Genomic DNA, 21,098 nt, shown 5'->3' with positions numbered 1-21,098 from the left:
AGCCGCATGAACTGCTGATTGAGTGTTTTCATGAGCGCAGTACCACGCCGCTGTCGTCTTCCCACCACACGTAGACCTTGTCGTCCCAGGTCGGACGCGCGCCACGGCGTTCGGCGTTGGCCATGAACGACTGCACGACTTTGCCGCCAGGCAGTTCGACGTAGAACACCGAGTGACCGCCGAGGTAGGCGATGTCATGCACCTTGCCCTGGGACCAGTTGTAGCGGCCTTCAGGTTGGGTGGTGCTGACCAGCAGTTTTTCCGGGCGGATCGCGTAGGTGATCGACTTGTCTTCCACGGAAGTGCTGACGCCGTGGCCGACGTAGATCTTCTGTTCCAGGTCCGGGCTGTGAATGATCGCGTGACCTTCAAGGTCTTCCACCACGGTGCCGTCGAAGGCGTTCACGTTGCCGATGAATTCGCAGACCATGCGGCTGACCGGGGCTTCATAGATGTCGACCGGGCTGCCGATCTGGGCGATCCAGCCCAGGTGCATGATCGCGATGCGCTGGGCCATGGTCATGGCCTCTTCCTGGTCGTGGGTTACCATCACGCAGGTCACGCCGACGCGTTCGATGATCTCAACCAGTTCCAGCTGCATCTGCGAGCGCAGTTTTTTATCCAGCGCGCCCATCGGTTCGTCGAGCAGCAACAGCTTCGGACGCTTGGCCAGGGAGCGGGCGAGGGCCACGCGCTGACGCTGGCCGCCGGAGAGTTGATGGGGTTTGCGTTTGGCGTATTGGGTCATGTGCACCAGGCGCAGCATTTCTTCGACGCGGGCGTCGATTTCGCTGGCGGGCAAACGGTCCTGCTTGAGGCCGAAGGCGATGTTCTGTGCCACGGTCATGTGCGGGAACAAGGCGTACGACTGGAACATCATGTTGATCGGCCGTTCGTACGGCGGCATGTCGGTGATGTCCACGCCATCGAGCAGGATCCGGCCTTCGGTCGGGCGCTCGAAGCCGGCGAGCATGCGCAGCAGCGTCGATTTGCCGGAACCGGAACCACCGAGCAGGGCGAAGATTTCGCCTTGATGAATCTCGAGCGAGACATCATCCACTGCCGTGGTTTCGTCGAATTTCTTGGTGACGCGGTCGACTTTCACCAGCACCTTTTTCGGTGCCTGGTGACCTTCAAGAGCCTTCCTGTAAATGCTGGAGGCGTTTGCCATGTGAAACTCCCAACAGGTTTCAGTCGTCGGGCCAACGCGGCCTGACTTAAGAGTGGATTGCAAGCCCGTAACGCCGGCCACTGTAGGAGCGAGCCTGCTCGCGATGAACGCCAACGATAACGCTGGCTATCTGGATGCCCGCGTTATCCGGACGTCCATCGCGAGCAGGCTCGCTCCTACAGGGAATTGCGTTGCCGATCCGCTCGGGCTTATTCGGCGCCGCCGTCCTGGCTGCCTGGTAGTACTTGTTGTTATCGCAGTGTGTTGTTGTCGCCAGTTACGGACGCGCAAAGGCACGCCCGCCAACTCGCGGGGGCAGTAAATGGGTTTTTGGGTCAGCGGGTTTTACGCAGCGCGGCCCGTCGCCGGCATGCATCACCGAACGCCTGGAAAATACTCAGATAAGGAGGATTCGAAAGCACCTGCCATTCCGGGTGCCATTGCACGCCGACTGCAAAGGTCGGGCTGTGGTCCACGGAAATCGCTTCGATCAAACCGTCCGGCGCAATCGCTTCGGCGCGCAGGCCGGGCGCGAGGCGGTCGATGCCCTGGCTGTGAATCGAATTGACCATGAATTCGGCCGGTAACTCCAGCGCTTCGAACACGCCACCGGGTTGCACCGTCACCGCATGGGCCGGGGCGTATTGCACCGACAGCTCGGGACTGTCCGCTTCACGGTGATCGAGCATGCCCGGCAGTTCATGCACCTTCTGGTGCAGGCTGCCGCCGAAGGCCACGTTCATCTCCTGGAAGCCGCGGCAGATGCCGAGCACCGGAACGCCCGCCGCAATGGCTGCACGCAATAAAGGAAGAGTCGTGGCGTCCCGTGCTGGATCGTGATCCGTGCCGGGAGCGCTGGCCGGGCCTTGATAGTGGAAGGGCTCCACATTCGATGGCGAGCCGGTCAGCAACAGACCGTCGAGATGCGCGAGCACATCTTCGATTTCAGTCAGTTCGCCTAAGGAAGGAATGACCACAGGCAGCCCCAGAGCCGCGACGCTGACAGCACGCAAGTACTTGTCGCCGCTGATGTGGTAGGGGTGCAGGCCAATCTGTTTGACGCACGCAGTAACGCCGATCAATGGCTTGAATGCCATTTTTATCACCTCGAAGTTTCACACTTGAACGAGCTTTTCCGGAGCTTAGCCTTGTTGATTTTAATTAACAACTCTCATGTAAAAAATTCTAAACGCCGCACGTCCGATCGCCTGCATTTACGCGGTGCTCACGACTGATATGGCACCCTCGTGCCCAAAAAAGCCCCAAAAATAAAGGCTGAAAGGTCATGTGTTCGCTATTGACTTCACTTTGCCGTTCGGGTTGACTGGGCTCCAGAAAGTGCAGTGAACATAATAATTAACAGCTAATAGGTGCATCATGTCGGTCCCTCTGCGTGCCGTTCAACTCAACGAAGCAAACGCATTCCTTAAGAAATATCCTGAGGTTTTGTACGTCGACCTTCTGATTGCGGATATGAACGGTGTGGTGCGCGGCAAGCGCATCGAGCGCACCAGTCTTCATAAGGTTTACGAAAAAGGCATCAACCTGCCGGCGTCTCTGTTTGCCCTGGACATCAACGGTTCTACGGTGGAAAGCACCGGCCTGGGTCTGGACATCGGCGACTCCGACCGGATCTGCTACCCGATCCCCGGAACCCTGAGCATCGAGCCTTGGCAGAAGCGCCCGACCGCGCAACTGCTGATGACCATGCACGAACTGGAAGGCGAGCCGTTCTTCGCTGACCCGCGTGAAGTGTTGGCCAATGTGGTGCGCAAGTTCGACGAACTGGGCCTGACCATCTGCGCGGCGTTCGAGCTGGAGTTCTACCTGATCGACCAGGACAACGTGAACGGTCGTCCGCAATCGCCACGTTCGCCGGTGTCCGGCAAGCGTCCGATGTCGACCCAGGTGTACCTGATCGATGACCTCGACGAATACGTCGACTGCCTGCAAGACATCCTCGAAGGCGCGAAAGAGCAGGGCATCCCTGCCGACGCCATCGTCAAGGAAAGCGCCCCGGCGCAATTCGAAGTGAACCTGCATCACGTCAACGACCCGATCAAGGCCTGCGACTACGCGGTGTTGCTCAAGCGTCTGGTGAAAAACATCGCCTACGACCACGAGATGGACACCACGTTTATGGCCAAGCCATATCCGGGTCAGGCGGGCAACGGTCTGCACGTGCACATTTCGATTCTCGACAAAGAAGGCAACAACATCTTTGCCAGCGAGGATCCCGAGCAGAACGCCGCGCTGCGACACGCGATCGGCGGTGTGCTCGAGACCCTGCCAGCGCAGATGGCGTTCCTTTGCCCGAACGTCAACTCCTACCGTCGTTTCGGCGCACAGTTCTACGTGCCGAACTCGCCGAGCTGGGGCATCGACAACCGCACCGTGGCCGTTCGTGTGCCGACCGGTTCGCCGGACTCCGTGCGCATCGAACACCGCGTGGCCGGTGCCGACGCCAACCCGTACTTGCTGATGGCTTCGGTCCTGGCAGGCGTGCATCACGGCCTGACCAACAAGATCGAGCCGGGCGCACCGGTGGAAGGCAACAGCTACGAGCAAAACGAACAGAGCCTGCCGAACAACCTGCGTGACGCATTGCGCGAGCTGGACGACAGCGAAGTCATGGCCAAATACATCGACCCGCTGTACATCGACGTGTTCGTGGCGTGCAAGGAAAGCGAGCTGGCCGAGTTCGAGAATTCCATCTCCGACCTTGAGTACAACTGGTACCTGCACACCGTTTGATGGGTCAAATGGTGTACGCATTCTTCGCGTACACCACCCATCAACTGTGGGAGCGAGCCTGCTCGCGATAGCGGCGGATCAATCACCATTGATGTCGTCTGACACACCGCTATCGCGAGCAGGCTCGCTCCCACAGGGGGTTGCATTTCAAGCCAGGTTTTTAACTGGCGATCACCTATTCCCCTGCGTCGAGTCACTTCCATGATAAATACTCGCAGCGACTGGGAACAACGCTTCCAGTCCTTGACCCTCGAAAGCCGCGCCTTCATCGACGGCCAATACCGCGATGCACTCAGCGGTGCCACCTTCGAATGCATCAGCCCGGTCGACGGCCGCTTCCTGGCCAACGTCGCCAGCACTGACGAAGCCGACGCCAACGAAGCCGTCGCCGTCGCGCGCCGCACCTTCGAATCCGGCATCTGGGCCAATCTCGCCCCGGCCGAGCGCAAGCGTACTTTGATCCGCTTCGCCGACCTGATCCTGGCTAACCAGGAAGAACTCGCCCTGCTCGAAACCCTCGACATGGGCAAACCGATCAATGACTCGCTGAACATCGACATCCCGGCGACCGCCAACGCGATCCGCTGGAGCGCCGAAGCGATCGACAAGATCTACGACGAAGTCGCCGCCACGCCGCACGACCAGCTCGGCCTGATCACCCGCGAACCCGCCGGTGTGGTCGCTGCCATCGTGCCGTGGAACTTCCCGCTGATCATGGCCAGCTGGAAGTTCGCCCCGGCGCTCGCGGCGGGCAACTCGTTCATCCTCAAGCCGTCGGAAAAGTCGCCGCTGACCGCGATTCGCATCGCCCAGCTGGCACTCGACGCCGGCATCCCGAAAGGTGTGTTCAACGTCCTTCCGGGCTATGGCCACACCGTCGGCAAGGCGCTGGCGTTGCACATGGACGTCGACGTTCTGGCCTTCACCGGCTCGACCGCGATTGCCAAGCAACTGCTGATCTACGCTGGCCAAAGCAACATGAAACGCGTCTGGCTCGAAGCAGGGGGGAAGAGTCCAAACGTGGTGTTCGCCGACGCGCCGGATTTGCGCGCGGCAGCACAGGCCGCCGCCAGCGGCATCGCCTTCAACCAGGGCGAAGTCTGCACCGCCGGTTCGCGTCTGCTGGTCGAGCGTTCGATCCGCGAGCAGTTCATTCCGCTGCTGGTGGAAGCGCTGCAAGCCTGGAAACCGGGACACGCGCTGGACCCGGAAACCACGGTCGGCGCGGTCGTCGATCAGCGTCAACTGGACAACGTGCTGCGCTACATCCAGGTCGGCAAGGACCAGGGCGCGCAACTGATCGCCGGCGGCAGCCGTGCCCTCGAAGCCACCGGTGGCCTGTATGTGGAACCGGCGATCTTCGATGGCGTGACCAACGCCATGACCATCGCCCAGGAAGAAATCTTCGGCCCGGTGCTGTCGCTGATCACCTTCGACACCGCTGAAGAAGCCCTGGCCATCGCCAACGACAGCATCTTCGGCCTCGCCGCCGGCGTCTGGACCAGCAACCTGAGCAAGGCCCACACCTTCGCCCGTGGCTTGCGTGCCGGCAGCGTCTGGGTCAACCAGTACGACGGTGGCGACATGACCGCGCCGTTCGGCGGGTACAAGCAGTCGGGTAACGGTCGGGACAAATCGCTGCACGCGTTCGACAAATACACCGAACTCAAAGCGACCTGGATCAAGCTCTAATACTTCTACAACGGCGGTCGCCGGCGAGTGCTGGCGGCCATCGGAGAAACCTATGAAACAAGACTCTACTCAACAGAAGCATGTAAACAGTTACTACGCCGCCACCCGCAACTTCACCGGCGACTTTCCGGTGCTGGAACAAGCGGTGGACTGCGACGTCTGCATCATCGGCGCCGGCTACACCGGTCTGTCCTCGGCGCTGTTCCTGGCCGAAGCCGGCTATAGCGTCACCGTGCTCGAAGCCGCCAAAGTCGGTTTCGGCGCCAGCGGTCGCAACGGCGGCCAACTGGTCAACTCCTACAGCCGCGACGTCGATGTCATCGAAGAACGCTACGGCGACAAGACCGCTGAAGTCCTCGGCAGCATGATCTTCGAAGGCGCCGACATCATCCGTCAGCGCATACAGCACTACGACATCCAGTGCGATTACAAGCCGGGCGGCATCTTCGCTGCGCTGAACAAGAAGCAGCTCAAGGGCCTGGCCGAGCAGAAAAGCAGTTGGGAACGCTACGGCAATAAAAATCTGCAAATGCTCGACGCCGCGGACATCAAGCGCGAAGTCGGCAGCGACAGCTATGTCGGCGGCCTGCTCGACATGCAGGGCGGCCACATCCACCCGCTGAACCTGGCCCTGGGCGAAGCCTCGGCGATCATCGGCCTCGGCGGCAAGATCTACGAACAATCGGCGGCGGTGGAAATCACCTACGGCGAACCGATCACCGTGCGCACCGCCAAAGGCGTGGTCCGCGCCAAGTACCTGCTGATCGCCGGCAACGCCTACCTGCCGCAAGGCCTCGACAACCGCGTGACCGCCAAGAGCATGCCGTGCGGCTCGCAAATCGTCGTCACCGAACCGTTGTCCGAGAAGGTTGCGCGCAGCCTGATCAAAAACAACTACTGCGTCGAAGACTGCAACTACCTGCTCGACTACTACCGCCTGACTGCCGACAACCGCTTGCTGTACGGTGGTGGCGTGGTCTACGGCGCCCGTGAACCGGACGACATCGAGCAACTGATCAAGCCGAAAATCCTCAAGACCTTCCCGCAACTGAAGGACGTGAAGATCGACTACCGCTGGACCGGCAACTTCCTGCTGACCATGTCGCGCATGCCGCAATTCGGTCGCATCGAGAAAAACGCCTACTTCATGCAAGGCTACAGCGGCCACGGCGTCACCTGCTCGCACCTGGCCGGCAAACTGATCTCGGAAATGATCCGCGGCGACGCCGAACGCTTCGACGCCTTCGCCTCGCTTCCGCACATGCCGATGCTCGGCGGCCGCACCTTCCAGGCCCCGCTCACCGCCATGGGCGCCGCGTACTACGCACTGCGCGATCGCTTCGGTATCTAATTCCAGCGCAAATCCCTGTAGGAGTGAGCCTGCTCGCGATGACGGCGGCACATTGAATAATGATGTCGCCTGACACACCGCCATCGCGAGCAGGCTCACTCCTACCCTGGATCCAAAGCAGGCACAAAATGCATGTGCAACCGAGATCTAAAACTGTGGGAGCCAGCCTGCTGGCGATGGCGTCATCCCGCTCACCATCAACCTCACCTGGCTCACCACCATCACCACCATCCATGCGCCTACAGCAACACGAACAAACGTGATTTAATACCCGCCTTTCAAAACTCCGGGACAGGGAAGCGGTACTTTCGCGGCCAAAAGTCGCCCGCCATCCACCCCCATAACCCTTAAGTATTTCTCGCATAAGGCTGTCATGGACACGGGCTCACGACTCAAATTAGTACGCGAAAGCTACAAACTCTCCCAGCGCGAGCTGGCCCGCCGTAGCGGCGTCACCAATGCCACCATCTCCCTGATCGAACAGAATCGCGTCAGTCCCTCCGTCAGCTCCCTGAAAAAACTGCTCGAAGGCATTCCGATGTCTTTGGCGGACTTCTTCACCTTTGATCAGCCGCCGCGCGAGCATCAATACGTCTTCCGCGCCAATGAACAGCCGGACCTTGGCCGTCATGGCCTGCGGTTGCTGCTGATTGGCGCGTCGGTGCCGAGCCGGCAGATGCGGTTGTTGCGCGAGCAATACGCGCCGGGGGCGAGTTCCGGGGAAGAGCCGATTGTGCATTCGGAAGGTGAGGAGTGCGGGCTTGTGACCCGCGGCACGGTGGAGCTGACGGTGGATGGGCAGATTAGTGTGCTCAATGCCGGTGACGGTTATTACTTCCCGACGACCTTGCCGCACAAGTTCCGCAACATTGGCCAGGATGAGGCGGAAATCATCAGCGCCAACACCCCGGCTAACTTCTGACTTGATTGCCGTGCCCTAAGGAATCGCGTGAGTATGGATGCTCGAACATTTCGCTACTACCTCTGGGCATGGCTGATGGTCATTGCCAGTTCAGCCTTTTACTCCGTGATATTGGTGGCGGGACTGAAACAGATTTTTGGTGTGGAAGACGCGTATCTCAAGGCGGCAGGAGTTGCCTCTTTCGTAGTCTTTTGCATTGTCGGCGTGTATTACGTGGCGCCGAGAGTGAAGCGGATTGAGTTCGGCACAGAGGCGCGATACACGAGTGTGTGGGGCTCGAGGGTAGGGATTGTCGTCGGGGCTTCGATTGGGACCGTTCTCAGTTTTCCGGTCATTGATAAGGTCGGGTTTTTGAGAGAGTTGCCGCGTTGGGGCTCGGTTGGCGTTCTGTTTATAGCTTTCGCGTGTGCTGTTTCTGTTTTTGCTCACTGTGTCTGGAAGCCTGGCCGCAGACATTGATTGGCGCCGTGACCGATACACTCTCTGCCCAGCAAATGGAATTCACCTCATGACCGCATTACGCATCCGCCCACTTGCACTCTGCGTCTTCCATCACGATGGCAAGATACTCGTCAACGAAGCCTGTGATCCCGTCACTGGAAAGCGATTCTTCCGCCCGATCGGCGGTGGAATCGAATTTGGCGAAACCAGTGCCGAGGCGGTTGTGCGTGAAGTTGAAGAAGAGCTCGGTTTAGACATTACCGATGTTCGCCTGCTAGGCACGCTCGAAAGCCTCTTTACCTATGCCGGAAATCCAGGGCACGAGATCGTGCAGATCTACGATGCGAAGTTTGTGGATGCCAATGTCTACGACTTGCCGCACTTGAATGCGCACGAAAGCAATGGTGCAGCCTTCGTCGCGAAATGGTTGCCGTGGACGAGCTTTACCGTTGAAACACCGTTGGTCCCAGATGGGCTTTACCAATTGTTGAACAAAGTGCCGATGTTGGATTGAAACCTGTTACCCAATTGCCTCGAGCACAGCCTGAATTAGGCGTTTGACACGGCTGAAAAAATCCGGTGCCCATTCAGGCATCGGATTTTTATTGTTTGCGTGAAAACTCGGAGTGACACTTGGTTGGCGGAACTGCTTCTATATCATTGCGTGACGGTTTTACATTGATTGCGCATGTCGTCATTTTTGATGTTTTCGCAACCGTGACCGCTTTGTTTGGCTTCGCACAAGTTACGCTGATCATTATCGTGGATGTTCTGGCATCCGCTGCCGGTTGTTTGCCCTTTACAAGCATTTCTCATGTCATCATTTTTTATGTTGTCGCAGCCATTACCGCTCAGTTTGGCCTCGCACAAGTTGCGCTGATCATTGTCGTGGATGTTCTGGCACCCGCTGCCGGTCGTTTCCCCTTTGCAAGCATTCCTCATGTCGTCGTTTTTTATGTTGTCGCATCCACTGCCACTTTCCTGAGCTCTGCAATAGCTACGCTGATCATCGTCTTTGATGTTTTCGCAGTTGGCATAGCTATAACTACTGAACATCAACAAAATCAAAATAATTGCTTTCATCACAGGCTTCCATGATTTGCCAGGTAACAGCCTGACTCTGATTGATTTCGAAAGCTTTGTATCTGCGCGCTATCATATCGACATCACTTTGTAGGAAAGTTCCGTGTTGGAGCTTTTGCTATGCCAGCGCTTTACTGACGCTTGTTCGGGAGGCCCTTGCCATGGTTTTCCCTATCAGTTTTTAAGGCCGAATAACCAAAAACAACAAAGCCCCAATCATCGGGGCTTTGTCGTTTCAAGCAGCGGTGTTCTGCAAATGGCTACCGCAAATCCCCCAACCTCACTGCCGAGCCTGCGGCGAATGCGGATTTGGATCGGTATGTTTCGGCCCAGCCACTAGCCAAGCAATCAGCCCGAACAGCGGCACAAATACGATCACCACCATCCATACGAGTTTGTTGCTGGATTTTCCTTCGGCTTTGCGCACTTTGTTGATGGCCCATAGCTCGATCACGATGAGAATGGCGGTGAGTACGATCCAGATGGTTTCGGTTTGCATGGGTTGCCCTCCTGATGGTCTTTGCTTTAGGTGGGCTGGGGTGGTGGGGGTTCATTAAAGTTTGAGGGGTGGGCCCTGACGGGTGGAATTTCTGCGGTTGTCAGGGCCTCATCGCGAGCAGGCTCGCTCCTACAGGTTAGAGGGCGTTAGCCAGTTTTCCGCTCGACAACTTGCGTTTGTACGCGCTGTCGCGATTGGCCAGCCAGTAGTAGAGCGGCGAGGTGATCAGCAGGCCGACCAGCCAGGACAGATCCGCGCCGTTGATGTGCTCGGAAATCGGTCCGACGTACAGCGGCGTGTTCATGAACGGAATCTGCACCACGATGCCGATGGCGTACGCGAGCAACGCTTGCGGGTTGTAGCGGCCGTAGATCCCGCCATCGACTTTGAAGATCGAGTTGATGTCGTACTGACCTTTGTGGATGGCGTAGAAGTCGATCAGGTTGATCGCGGTCCACGGCACCAGCACCACGAGCAGCACCAGGACCATGTCGACGAAGTGGCCGATGAAGTTGGCGGAGGCGCCGACGGCGGCGAAGCAGCAGGCGGCGAGGATGATGATCGAGAGGAGGGCGCGGCTTTTTGCGGTGGGGATCCAGCGGTAGGCGAAGGTTTGCACCAGGGTGATCAGCGAGAGCACGGCGCCGTAGAGGTTGAGGGCGTTGTGGCTGATGACGCTGAGCAGGAACAGCACGAGCATCAGCGGGCCGATCGAGCCGGTGGCGAGTTTGACCGCGTCCATGGTGTCCATGCCGACGGGCGTGGCGAGCACGGCGACGGCGCCGAAGATGAACGACAGGCTGGAACCGAGCACGGTGCCCAGGTAGGTGGTCCAGAACGTGGCGGCGACGGGTACGTTGGCCGGCAGGTAGCGCGAGTAGTCGGAGACGTACGGGGCGAAGGCGATTTGCCAGAGCGCGGCGAGTGACACGGTGGCGAGCCAGCCGGAAATGTTGAAGCTGCCGCGGGTGAGGAAGTCGGCGGTCTGGACGTGGGTGAAGATGTAGCCGAAGCCGAGCACGATGCCGGCGCCGAGCACCCAGGTGCCGATGCGGTTGAGCACGTGGATGAAGCGGTAGCCGATGATGCCGATGATCCCGGAACCGAGGGCGCCGATGACGATGCCGACGGGCACCGGCACGCTGTCGACCACGCCGTGTAGCGACTTGCCGGCGAGGACGATGTTGGAGGCGAAGAAGCCGATGTACATGATGCCAGCGATCAGCACCACCAGCAGCGCACCGAGGGAGCCGAACTGGGCGCGGCTCTGGATCATTTGCGGGATGCCCATCTGCGGGCCCTGCGCGGAGTGCAGCGCCATGAGCACGCCGCCGACCAGGTGGCCGACGAGAATGGCGACGATGCCCCACACCAGGTTCAGGTGGAACATCTGCACGCCGAGGGCGCCGGTGACGATGGGCAGCGGGGCGATGTTGCCGCCGAACCAGAGGGTGAACAGGTCGCGGGTTTTGCCGTGACGATCTTCGGGCGGCACGTAGCCGATGGTGTGTTTTTCAATGAGCGGGGCGGAGGTGTTTGCAGCGGTAACCATGACGGACTCCAAGGCAATTTGAGTACGTGGACGTACTTCGGTGAGCGGCACACGAGGGCGACGCTTTTCTTGTTGGAGTGGATGATGTGCGGTGGGGTGGGATAGATAAATTACAAAGATTGTTGGTATAGACGTTAAAAAATGTATGCCCATGGGCAGGTCAAAAAACTGTGGGAGCGAGCCTGCTCGCGATGGCGGAGTGTCAGTCAACAGAGGTGTTGAATGTGAGTCCGTCATCGCGAGCAGGCTCGCGCCCACAGGGGGATTTGGGGTGTTCGGGATCGTTGACCCACCACGCAAACTGTGGGAGCCAGCTTGCTGGCGATGGCGATTCTGAAGACGCCATCGCCGGCAAGCCGGCTCCTACAAAGGCGGTTCGGATGTTGGGTTTATTGGCGGATGAACGCGAGCATCCGTTGCAGCATTTCGTCGCAGGCTTCGAGCTGTTCGAGTCTGACGAATTCATCCGGTTTGTGACCCTGATCCATGCTGCCAGGACCGCACACGACAGTGGGAATGCCGGCGGCATCGAACAGGCCGCCCTCGGTGCCGAAGGCCACCGTGCCGAACTCCCGCGAGCCGGAAAACGCGGCAATCAACTCAGCCGCTTCACTGCGTGCATCCGTCGCCAATCCGGGGTACGCCGACAACTCGCTGAAGCGAATCTCGCTCTGTTCACTCACGGCCTTCATGCGCGGTAGAACCTGCTGCTCGGCGTAGGCCTTCAACTCCCGCGCCACGTCGCTCGGATCATGGGAAGGCAGGGCGCGGATCTCGAAGTCGAAGCGGCAATCGGCGGGGACGATGTTCAGCGCTTTACCGCCGGAAATGACGCCGGTTTGCACGGTGGAAAACGGCGGATCAAAACGTGCATCGTGATGCTCGGGCGCTTTCAGCCGGTGACCGATTCGACCCAGTTCGCCGATCAGTTCAGCGGCGTACTCGATCGCGTTAACGCCCAGTGGCGCGTACGCCGAATGACAGGCTTCACCGTGAATGTCGCAGCGCATCGCCAGTTTGCCTTTGTGCCCGAGCACCGGTTTCAGTTCGGTCGGTTCACCGATGATGCACAGCATCGGTTTGACCGGACGCCGCTCCAGCTCAGCCAGTAACGAACGCACGCCCAGGCAACCCACTTCTTCGTCATACGACAGCGCAATGTGCACCGGCAGCCTCAGCGAAGCGTTCACCAGCGAAGGAACCAGGGCCAGCACACAGGCGATGTAGCCCTTCATGTCCGCCGTGCCGCGCCCGAACAGCTTGCCGTCGCGCTCGGTCAGTGCGAACGGCGGCACCGTCCATGGCTGGCCGTCGACCGGCACCACATCGGTATGCCCGGACAGCACAATGCCCGGCAGATGAGCCGGGCCGATAGTCGCGAACAGGTTGGCCTTGCTGCGCTGCTCGTTGTAGACCAGCTCGCAAGGCACATCGAAACCGGCGAGGTAGTCGCGGACAAATTCGATCAGTTGCAGGTTGGATTCGCGGCTGGTGGTGTCGAACGCCACCAGCGTTTTCAGCAAATCGCGGCTGTTGCTCATCGGTCGTCTCCGGCGACGCCATAGCCTGGGGATTTGTCCGGGGCGAGGGCGCGGTCGATGTAGTCCTGGACTTGCGGGCGGTAGGCGTTCCAGAGTTTTTCCAGTTCGCCGATGGGGTCGTGATCGGCCCAGTCCACGCGCAGGTTGATGATCGGCCAGGTCAGTTCGCCGACCACCACCATCGCCGCCGAATGCACCGGCCCGGCTTCACCGCCTGCGGCAATGGCGGCTTGCATCGCGGCGAGCAGGCGGTCGGCGAGTTGACCTTCGCCGTGCTCGAACGCTGCGACCATGGCCTCGATCACGCCCCGGTCCGCGAGCATGTTGCCGGCGGCGACGCATTGTTCGCCGGACACGGCGTTGTGATTGCCCAGTGTTTGCGCGCCGCTGAAGTGGGCGGTGCGGCCGAGGTGGTCAATCGCAGTGATTTGCCGGTACTGGCTGTACCCGTTGCGCGTGAGCACTTTGTCCAGCGCCTCGGCGGGGGCGAGGCCTTGCTCCATGAGGGCGAGGGTTTCCGGGCCGAGGGAAGGCAGGGTGATGTTTTGCGTGGACACGGCGCCGACACCCGGCAGCAGCCACGGGCAGCGGGCGCCGACGGCGATGCTGGAGGAGCTGATGGCGATGCCGAACTGGCCGGTTTCGGGGCAGCGGGCTGCGATGGAGAAGGTCATGGTGTTGCTCCTTGGCAAATGAGGTGGCTGGGCGGGCCTCATCGCGAGCAGGCTCGCTCCTACAGGGGATCTTTGGTGAACACAAAATGTGTGAGCAACAGTGATCAAATGTGGGAGCGAGCCTGCTCGCGATAGCCGCGACGCGGTCTACTCGGGAATCACCGCAATCACATCAATCTCCATCAACCACTGCGGTTGCCCCAGCGCCGAGACCACCAACCCGGTCGAAATCGGGAACACACCTTTCAACCACTTGCCGACTTCCTGATACACCGGCTCGCGGTAGCGCGGGTCGATCAGGTAAGTCGTAGTCTTGACGATATGGCTCAGGTCGCTGCCGGCCTCTTCCAGCAACTGCTTGACGTTGCGCATGGCCTGCTCGGCTTGTGCGCGCGGGTCACCGAGGCCCACCAGCCGGCCTTCGAAATCCGTGCCGACCTGGCCGCGGACATACACCGTGTTGCCGGCGCGGACGGCCTGGCACAGGTCGTTGTCGAGGCTCTGGTTCGGGTAGGTTTCCTTGGTGTTGAACATGCGAATACGGGTATGGGTTGGCGCAGACATGTGAAACTCCTGAAATGTGGCTTAAGCGCTGACAGTTTTTTTCGGGGCTATCGAAGCGACGTCCGCCTCGCGTTGCGCCGCATCGTGGTAGTCGAGGTAGGAACGCTGGATGGCGATCTGATCGGCCACGTACTTGGCGTCATGCCAGACGCCCCAGATGAACGAAGACCCGCGACGCGACTGCCATGGCAACCCGAGGAAGTACACACCCGGTTCGCTCGACACCCCACGCTGATGCTGCGGCTTGCCCTTGTCGTCGAAGGCATTGACCTTCAGCCAGCTGTAATCGGTGGCAAAACCGGTGGCCCAGATGATCGAAGTCACGCCGGCCTGGGTCAGGTCCAGTTCAAGAATCGGGTTGGTCACGCAATCCGGATCGGGGAAAGTGATGCGCGCGTCCGGTTCTTCCGGCAGGTCCAGGCCGTTGCGTTCGATGTAGGCGTCAGCGGCATTGAGCAGCGCCAAGTAGTTCTCGTCGCCACGGGCCAGGTTTTCCGCCAGGTTAGGCTGGAACGTCGCCACGCCGCCGTTGAACGCCTGGGTCAGGCCGACCAGCGTCATCCCGCGATGGGCGAGGCCACGGAAGTCCACGGTGCGGCCGCCATGGGCACCGCTCACCGCGATGGTCACGTGCTCACGGCCCGGTTTCATTGCCACCTGGTCCCACTCGCCGAGCACACCCAACCACCAGCAGAAATCCCGGTCACGGTAGGCGCGAGGCGGGCGGTCGTGGGCGCCGACGGAGAGGTAGACCTTCTTGCCGGAACGCTGCAGCTCATCAGCGATCTGCACGCCCGAGGAGCCCGCGCCAACCACCAGCACTGCGCCTTCGGGCAATTGCTGCGGGTTGCGGTAATCGGCGGAGTGGATTTGCAGGAAAGGCTGATCCTGCGGCGCAATCGGCGGGATCACCGGACGCTGGAAAGGCCCGGTGGCAGCGACCACGCGGTTGGCCTCGATCACGCCTTCAGAGGTTTCGATGGTGAAGCCCGGGCGGCCAACGTTGCGCTCGACCTTGAGTACATCCACACCGGTGCGGATCGGTGCGTTGAATTTCTTCGCGTAGGCTTCGAAGTAATCGGCCACGCGTTCTTTCGGTGCAAATTCGTCGGGGCTGAGGTCGTCGAAATCCAGGCCCGGAAAGCGGTCATGCCAGGCTGGACCATTCGCTACCAGCGAATCCCAGCGGCCGGTGCGCCAGCGCTCGGCAATGCGGTTGCGCTCCAGCACCAGGTGCGGCACGCCGAGTTTGCTCAGGTGTTCACTCATGGCCACGCCAGCCTGACCGGCGCCAACAATCAGCGTATCTGTTTTTATTTTTTCAGTGGTCATCTCTATACCCTTCGAGTTGGATTTAGGTCGCGAGCGGCCTGCCATTTCTTGGGCTCAAGACTAGGGATGACCCTGGTATCGGTAAAATATTATTAAGCTGGCATTTGAGTATAAATAACTGATGCAGAGCGTTTGCCCGAGCGACTATTGAAGCCCTGCGCTGAAGTATGGTTGTATAGTGCAACTATTTTCAGAGGAGCTTGAAGTGAGCGCTCATCCCGCATTGATTGAAGAAATCCGCTCTGCGTCGCGCACGATGGTCCGTGAGTTGGGCTTCATGCGCGCCACCCTGGCGGCCACCGACTATTCACCTTCGGCCGTGCACTCGCTGCTGGAAATCGAGGCGCAAACCGGGTTGACCGCCGCTCAACTGGTGCAATTGCTTGATCTGGACAAGTCCAGTGTCAGCCGCATGGTGGCCAAACTCATCAAGGCCGGCGAGCTGGTGGAAAGCGCCGACAGCGATGGTCGCGTCAAGCGCTTGCAGCTGACCCGACAGGGCAAACGCACGGTGGCGGCGATCCATGCTTACGGCCAGCTTCAAGTCGAGACGGCGCTGGAACACTTGAACCCTTCGCAACAACAGGCGGTCGCCCAAGGGCTCGCGGCCTATGCCCAAGCCCTGAATGCGCAGCGCACCGGCGAAAGCCAAGCGCCGGGCAGTGCCGTCGAAATCAGCACCGGTTACCGTCCTGGCGTCGTTGGGCGCGTGACGGAAATGCATGCCGCGTTCTACGCCCGGCACTCCGGATTCGGGCAGTTTTTCGAGAGCCGGGTCGCCAGCGGCCTGGCCGAGTTCGTCGGGCGCCTGGACCAGCCCTGCAATCAAATCTGGGTGGCGACGCTGAACGAGCGCATCGTCGGCTCGGTCGCCATTGACGGGCAGGACCTGGGCAACCATCAAGCGCATCTGCGCTGGTTCATCCTCGACGATGGCTGTCGTGGCGGCGGGGTCGGTCGTCAGCTGCTGCGCGAGGCCGTCGCGTTCTGCGACGGCTTTGGTTTCGAGGCGATCGAGTTGGCGACATTCAAGGGCCTGGACGCCGCGCGTCGGCTCTATGAAGCCGAAGGGTTTGCGCTGACCCACGAAGAGCAAGGCAGTCAGTGGGGCAGCGTTGTCACCGAGCAGCAATTCACTCGCCTCAGGCCCGATGCGCGGTAAACTGCCCGCACTTTTTTACTCCCTCAAACAAGAGAACCCCATGGCGAACCCAGACATCATCTTCACCCCTGATCCTGACGCCGATTCCATTTCCTCCGACGTTGCCGATTTCAACGGCATCCTGGTGTCGACCCAGATCCCGACCCGCGCCGACGGCGAACTCGAACTGGGCGACATCACCCTGCAAAGCGAGTGCACGTTGCAGGCCTTGAAGGTCGCACTGGAGCGCGCCGGCAGTTCCATGGACCGCGTCATGCACCTGACCATCTACCTCACCGACATGGCCGACCGCGCCGCGTTCAACGAAGTCTACAAGCGCTTCTTCGCCAAACCATGGCCGGTGCGCGCCGCCGTGGGCGTGGCTTCGCTGGCGGTTGAAGGCATGCGTGTGGAAGTGACCGCGATGGCCGCCAAGGGCTGATTTCGCGGACTTGATGGGCAGCGCCGTTCAATGAGCGGCAGCTGCCGGGCAACATCGCCGGAGAAACCATGGCGCTCCCTCCGCTCAACAGTTTTCGCGTGTTTGAAAGCGTGGCCCGCCTCGGCAGCCTGTCGGCTGCCGCTGTGGAGTTGCATGTCACGTCGGGGGCGATCAGCCAGCAGGTCAAGGCGCTGCAGGAAAGCCTGGGCGTCGAACTGTTTGCCAAGCGCGGCAGACAGCTGGTGCTGACTGAACGCGGCAAGGCGCTGCAAAAGAGCGTCGCCAAGGCGATGGGGGAGATCGAGGGCGCCGTGCAGTTGCTGCAGGATCCGTCGATCGATCCGGATCAAATCACCGAAGTGACCCTGTCCATACCGCCGGTGCACGGCGTCACGTGGCTGGCGACGCACCTGTTCGCCTACATGGAAGCCAACAAGCACATCAGGCTGAACGTCATCACCGCCGCCTTTTTTGCGGAGGTCGACTGGCGCCGGGCCGATGTCGCCGTGGTCTACGGTGCGCCGCCCTGGTCCGGATTCTGGTGGCGGTTGTTGCATGGCATCCGCATGACGCCGGTGTGCAGCCCGCAATTGTTGCGAGGGCCGAATGGCATTCGCAGCATCGCGGATCTGGCGAAACATCGGCTGTTGCATGAGGACGATGGCAGCCAGTGGAAGCAATGGCTGGCCGAGGCCCGACTGAGCAGAAGCGAGCCGTCGGACATGTATTTCGATGACTTCGGCATGGTCTTGCAGGCGGCGCGGGATGGCTTTGGTGTGGCGTTGAGCGACGAGGTGGTGTCCTCGCGGGATCTGGACGATGGCCGATTGATCCAGCCGCTGACACTGACGGTGCCGGCCCTGCACAATTACTACTGCCTGTGCGCAGAGGGCAAACGGGAGCGGCCTGAAGTGAACAACCTCATTGAGTGGCTGTATTCAGCCGCAAACTCACGGTTGTGACCCTACTCACGGCTAGAGAACTGTAGGAGCGAGCTTGCTCGCGATTGACTCAAGAGCGCCCCGTTCAGCCAGTAAGCACGCGTTATCGATGACGACCATCGCGAGCAAGCTCGCTCCTACAGTGGGTCGAGCGGCATCGTCAATATAATTTTCCCGACGTTCTCGGAAGACTCCATCCGGCGATGGGCATCGGCAGCCCGTGACAGCGGGAACGTGCTATCGACGACGGGCTCCAGGCTTCCAGCACCCTCGAAGCGATCAAGCCAATGCTCGCGGAAGCGCTTGATCATGTCGTGCTTCTCGGGCTGCGTGCGGGACTTCATGACCGTGCCGATAATTTGCAAGTGACGGTAAAGGATGTGCTCCAGCTCCACAGTCACCTTCCCGCCACCGCCAAGGATGCCGACCTGAATCATGCGGCCGCCGTGAGCAAGCGACGCGATGTTGCGTGCGAAATAAGGCTCGCCAACAAAATCGATCACCACATCGACGCCTCGCCCATTGGTTTTTTCGGCAATGACTTCGGCGAAATCCTGTGTCTTGTAGTCAATGGCCACATCCGCGCCCAAATGCTCCACACGCGATAACTTGCTGCCCTCGCTTGTCGCATACACCGTGGCCCCTGTGGCGTAGGCCAACTGCACGGCGGCAGACCCTACGCCTCCAGCGGCAGCGTGAATCAACACCGAGTCGCCGGACTTCAGCCGAGCGAGGTGCATCATCGCTTCATGGGCGGTGACGAAGACCTCGGGAATTGCCGCCGCGTGCACATAGTCGAGCTGCGCAGGGATGTGCATGGCCATGCGATAGTCGATGCGCGCCATCTCGGCATAGGCGCCGCCGCCGACAACGCCCATCACTCGGTCTCCCACCTCGAAACCGGTCACCGCGCTGCCTTTCCCGATCACCTCACCGGCGATTTCCAGCCCGATAATCAGCGAGTCGCCGAAATTCGGATGGCCGTACCCACCGGTTCGATGAGTGAGGTCCGCACGGTTCACACCCGCTGCGTAGACACGCACCAGCAGGTCGGTAGGGCGTATTTCAGGATCGGGAACCTCTGCGAGTTCCAGGACGTCTGCGGCGCCGAATTCCCTGAGAGTGATAGCTTTCATATCAATGTTTCTCCGATTCGGTAAACGTGGCATTGGCAATGGCCGAGGCGGTGATGGCGCCGGGGAAACCCACATAAAACGCGAGATGGGTGATCGCTGCTGCTATCTCGTCATGGGTCACCCCATTACTGACCGCCCGCCGCAGGTGTGCAGGCAACTCTTCCGAGTGACCCCCGGCAATCAAAGCGGCCACTGTAATCAGGCTGCGGTCGCGGGGAGACAACGCGGGATCGCTCCAGATCTGCGGATAAAGGGTTGAGTCGACAAATTGCGACAGTTTCGGTGTAAACGCGCGGGCCGCTTCGCGAGGGCTGCTGAAATTGAGCGTGGACACGGGACGTTCTCCTTAAGCCTGGCTGATGAATTTGTGAGTGAGGTAGTGCTCGATGCCTTCAATGCCGCCTTCCGAGCCGTGACCGCTTTCTTTCATGCCACCGAAAGGCAGCTCGGTTGCGACGATGCGGTATTGGTTGATTCCGATCATCCCGGCCTCCAATCCGTCAGCGACGTCAATGGCCGTTCGAGCGCTGGAGGTGAACGCGTAGGCTGAAAGTCCGTAGGGCAAGCGGTTGGCTTCTTTCAGGCCATCCGTCAGGTCATCGAACGGCATCAGCACGGCGATGGGCCCGAAGGGTTCTTCGTGCATGACGCGGGCGTTCATGGGCACATCGGCCAACACGGTGGGCTGGAAAAAGAAACCTTCACCGGGCAAGGCCTCGCCACCGGCCAATACCCGCGCACCTTTCTCGACGGCATCGGCCACCAGCTCTTCCATCTTGGCCAGCTGCCTAGGGTTGGCGAGCGGTCCGACCTGAGTCTGCGGATGCAGGCCATCGCCGATTCGCAGGGCGTTGGTTGCAGCGACAAAATGGTCGGCAAACGCCTGATAGGCGTCACGCTGGATCAGAAACCGAGTGGAGGAGATGCACACCTGGCCGGTCCCGCGAAACCGGTTCGCGACACCCTCAACGGCAGCCTTTTGAATGTCTGCGTCGGCAAATACCAGCACGGGTCCGTGGCCACCCAGTTCAAGCGTGATGGGCTTGACGCCCTCGGCCGCTCGGGCGGATAGGAGTCTGCCGATGGGCACTGATCCGGTGAAGGTTACTTTGCGAATGATCGATGAGGCGATCAGGTGGCTGGACACTTGATCCGGTACGCCGAAGACCACTTGCAGCACGCCTTTGGGCAATCCGGCATCGTCGAGGGCACGCGCCAGGGCCAGCGCTGTGGAAGGGCTTTCTTCACCTGACTTGAGAATGACGCTGCAACCTGCAGCCAAGGCTGCCGAGAGCTTGCGAGCGGGAGTGATGGCCGGGAAATTCCAGGGTGTGAACGCGGCCACGGGGCCGATGGCTTGGCGTTTTACCAGTTGCAGCACGCCCGGACGATTGGCCGGTACGACGCGGCCATCGATGCGGCGGGCGCTTTCGGCGAACCACTCGAAGTACTCCGCGGCACGAGTCACTTCGTCCAGGCTTTCACCCAGCGGCTTGCCTTCTTCCAGTGTCATTTGCGCAGCAATGTGAGGGGCTCGTTCCAGGATCAGATCAGCGGCGCGTTTGAGGATTTTTGCGCGCTTGTCAGGTACGGTCTGCCGCCATTCTTCGAAGCCCAGTCGAGCCACTTCAAGGGCGTGGTCGAGGTCGCCCGCGGTGGCGAGCGGGACGCGTCCAATTTCACGTCCGGTTGCCGGGTTGACGACAGCGGCAGTATCGCGCCATTCGGCACTGATCCATTCACCACCGATAAAAAGATAAAGCGGGTCGTAGGACGTAGTCATGATTTGGCCTTCGGCTGGTTGTCAGGATTCGTATGAAAATCGGCGCCTGAACGGCTGTGTCACAGGGCCTGTGCAACCA

21 protein-coding genes are annotated in these 21,098 nt (G+C 60.2%); 10 read left to right on the top strand and 11 right to left on the bottom strand.

Annotation, left to right across the window (positions count from 1 at the left end; all coding sequences use genetic code 11):
- Positions 1-28 precede the first annotated feature (28 nt).
- Positions 29-1,171: a polyamine ABC transporter ATP-binding protein gene (gene potA, locus ACF6ZU_RS00530; protein ID WP_392889840.1), complete on the bottom strand. Its 1,143-nt coding sequence runs from the start codon at positions 1,169-1,171 to the stop codon at positions 29-31.
- 335 nt (positions 1,172-1,506) lie between these two features.
- On the bottom strand, positions 1,507-2,268 hold the full coding sequence (locus tag ACF6ZU_RS00525; protein WP_392889838.1) for a gamma-glutamyl-gamma-aminobutyrate hydrolase family protein: 762 nt from the start codon (positions 2,266-2,268) through the stop codon (positions 1,507-1,509).
- A gap of 280 nt (positions 2,269-2,548) precedes the next feature.
- Between ACF6ZU_RS00525 and ACF6ZU_RS00520 the strand changes: the two genes are divergently transcribed.
- The 7 genes from ACF6ZU_RS00520 (at position 2,549) to ACF6ZU_RS00490 (ending at position 9,429) form a co-directional block, all read left to right on the top strand.
- The gene (locus ACF6ZU_RS00520; protein ID WP_392889836.1) at positions 2,549-3,925 is read left to right on the top strand and encodes a glutamine synthetase family protein; all 1,377 of its coding nucleotides are present in this window, start codon (positions 2,549-2,551) and stop codon (positions 3,923-3,925) included.
- Positions 3,926-4,126: 201 nt separating this feature from the next.
- Complete coding sequence (locus tag ACF6ZU_RS00515; RefSeq protein ID WP_392889834.1) at positions 4,127-5,617, top strand: aldehyde dehydrogenase; 1,491 nt, start codon at positions 4,127-4,129, stop codon at positions 5,615-5,617.
- Between the two features lie 52 nt (positions 5,618-5,669).
- Entirely contained in the window at positions 5,670-6,968 is a 1,299-nt protein-coding gene (locus tag ACF6ZU_RS00510) for an NAD(P)/FAD-dependent oxidoreductase (RefSeq protein WP_392889832.1), read from the top strand.
- Between the two features lie 373 nt (positions 6,969-7,341).
- Complete coding sequence (locus ACF6ZU_RS00505) at positions 7,342-7,890, top strand: cupin domain-containing protein (RefSeq protein WP_007946335.1); 549 nt, start codon at positions 7,342-7,344, stop codon at positions 7,888-7,890.
- A gap of 33 nt (positions 7,891-7,923) precedes the next feature.
- The gene (locus ACF6ZU_RS00500; RefSeq protein WP_392889829.1) at positions 7,924-8,349 is read left to right on the top strand and encodes a hypothetical protein; all 426 of its coding nucleotides are present in this window, start codon (positions 7,924-7,926) and stop codon (positions 8,347-8,349) included.
- Positions 8,350-8,398: 49 nt separating this feature from the next.
- Positions 8,399-8,845: an NUDIX hydrolase gene (locus ACF6ZU_RS00495; protein ID WP_392889827.1), complete on the top strand. Its 447-nt coding sequence runs from the start codon at positions 8,399-8,401 to the stop codon at positions 8,843-8,845.
- 119 nt (positions 8,846-8,964) lie between these two features.
- Complete coding sequence (locus ACF6ZU_RS00490) at positions 8,965-9,429, top strand: hypothetical protein (RefSeq protein WP_392889825.1); 465 nt, start codon at positions 8,965-8,967, stop codon at positions 9,427-9,429.
- Between the two features lie 265 nt (positions 9,430-9,694).
- Here the strand turns inward: ACF6ZU_RS00490 and ACF6ZU_RS00485 are convergent, their stop codons facing one another.
- From ACF6ZU_RS00485 to ACF6ZU_RS00460, 6 genes are all read right to left on the bottom strand, one after another.
- The gene (locus ACF6ZU_RS00485) at positions 9,695-9,913 is read right to left on the bottom strand and encodes a PLD nuclease N-terminal domain-containing protein (RefSeq protein WP_392889822.1); all 219 of its coding nucleotides are present in this window, start codon (positions 9,911-9,913) and stop codon (positions 9,695-9,697) included.
- Positions 9,914-10,049: 136 nt separating this feature from the next.
- On the bottom strand, positions 10,050-11,465 hold the full coding sequence (locus ACF6ZU_RS00480) for a purine-cytosine permease family protein (RefSeq protein WP_392889820.1): 1,416 nt from the start codon (positions 11,463-11,465) through the stop codon (positions 10,050-10,052).
- Positions 11,466-11,854: 389 nt separating this feature from the next.
- Complete coding sequence (argE, locus tag ACF6ZU_RS00475) at positions 11,855-13,006, bottom strand: acetylornithine deacetylase (RefSeq protein ID WP_392889818.1); 1,152 nt, start codon at positions 13,004-13,006, stop codon at positions 11,855-11,857.
- Positions 13,003-13,680, bottom strand: a complete 678-nt coding sequence (locus ACF6ZU_RS00470; protein WP_392889816.1) for a DUF1028 domain-containing protein — start codon at positions 13,678-13,680, stop codon at positions 13,003-13,005. Before ACF6ZU_RS00470 ends, argE begins: the two co-directional genes overlap by 4 nt.
- Before the next feature lie 147 nt (positions 13,681-13,827).
- A complete protein-coding gene (locus ACF6ZU_RS00465) occupies positions 13,828-14,244 on the bottom strand; it encodes a RidA family protein (RefSeq protein ID WP_392889814.1) in 417 nt (138 codons plus the stop codon).
- 21 nt (positions 14,245-14,265) lie between these two features.
- Positions 14,266-15,576 carry a flavin-containing monooxygenase gene (locus tag ACF6ZU_RS00460; RefSeq protein WP_392889812.1) on the bottom strand — a complete coding sequence of 437 codons (1,311 nt, stop codon included), beginning with the start codon at positions 15,574-15,576 and terminating at the stop codon, positions 14,266-14,268.
- A 205-nt stretch (positions 15,577-15,781) separates the two neighbouring features.
- On the opposite strand from ACF6ZU_RS00460, the gene ACF6ZU_RS00455 reads away from it, so the two are divergent.
- From ACF6ZU_RS00455 to ACF6ZU_RS00445, 3 genes are all read left to right on the top strand, one after another.
- Positions 15,782-16,738 carry a GNAT family N-acetyltransferase gene (locus ACF6ZU_RS00455; protein ID WP_392889810.1) on the top strand — a complete coding sequence of 319 codons (957 nt, stop codon included), beginning with the start codon at positions 15,782-15,784 and terminating at the stop codon, positions 16,736-16,738.
- Between the two features lie 40 nt (positions 16,739-16,778).
- On the top strand, positions 16,779-17,159 hold the full coding sequence (locus ACF6ZU_RS00450) for a RidA family protein (RefSeq protein WP_392889807.1): 381 nt from the start codon (positions 16,779-16,781) through the stop codon (positions 17,157-17,159).
- A 68-nt stretch (positions 17,160-17,227) separates the two neighbouring features.
- Positions 17,228-18,121, top strand: a complete 894-nt coding sequence (locus tag ACF6ZU_RS00445) for a LysR substrate-binding domain-containing protein (RefSeq protein WP_392889805.1) — start codon at positions 17,228-17,230, stop codon at positions 18,119-18,121.
- 116 nt (positions 18,122-18,237) lie between these two features.
- Here the strand turns inward: ACF6ZU_RS00445 and ACF6ZU_RS00440 are convergent, their stop codons facing one another.
- Genes ACF6ZU_RS00440 through ACF6ZU_RS00430 form a run of 3 tightly spaced genes read right to left on the bottom strand, consistent with a single transcriptional unit; the run spans position 18,238 to position 21,019 of the window.
- Entirely contained in the window at positions 18,238-19,236 is a 999-nt protein-coding gene (locus ACF6ZU_RS00440; protein WP_392889803.1) for an NAD(P)H-quinone oxidoreductase, read from the bottom strand.
- A gap of 1 nt (position 19,237) precedes the next feature.
- The gene (locus ACF6ZU_RS00435) at positions 19,238-19,570 is read right to left on the bottom strand and encodes a carboxymuconolactone decarboxylase family protein (RefSeq protein ID WP_392889801.1); all 333 of its coding nucleotides are present in this window, start codon (positions 19,568-19,570) and stop codon (positions 19,238-19,240) included.
- 12 nt (positions 19,571-19,582) lie between these two features.
- A complete protein-coding gene (locus ACF6ZU_RS00430) occupies positions 19,583-21,019 on the bottom strand; it encodes an NAD-dependent succinate-semialdehyde dehydrogenase (protein WP_392889799.1) in 1,437 nt (478 codons plus the stop codon).
- Positions 21,020-21,098 lie beyond the last annotated feature (79 nt).

The organism is Pseudomonas migulae (assembly GCF_043225285.1).
In the GTDB taxonomy this organism is placed as follows: Bacteria; Pseudomonadota; Gammaproteobacteria; order Pseudomonadales; family Pseudomonadaceae; genus Aquipseudomonas; species Aquipseudomonas migulae_C.
Note: the sequence above shows the minus strand (reverse complement) of the source record. Positions and strands in the feature narration are given on the sequence as shown.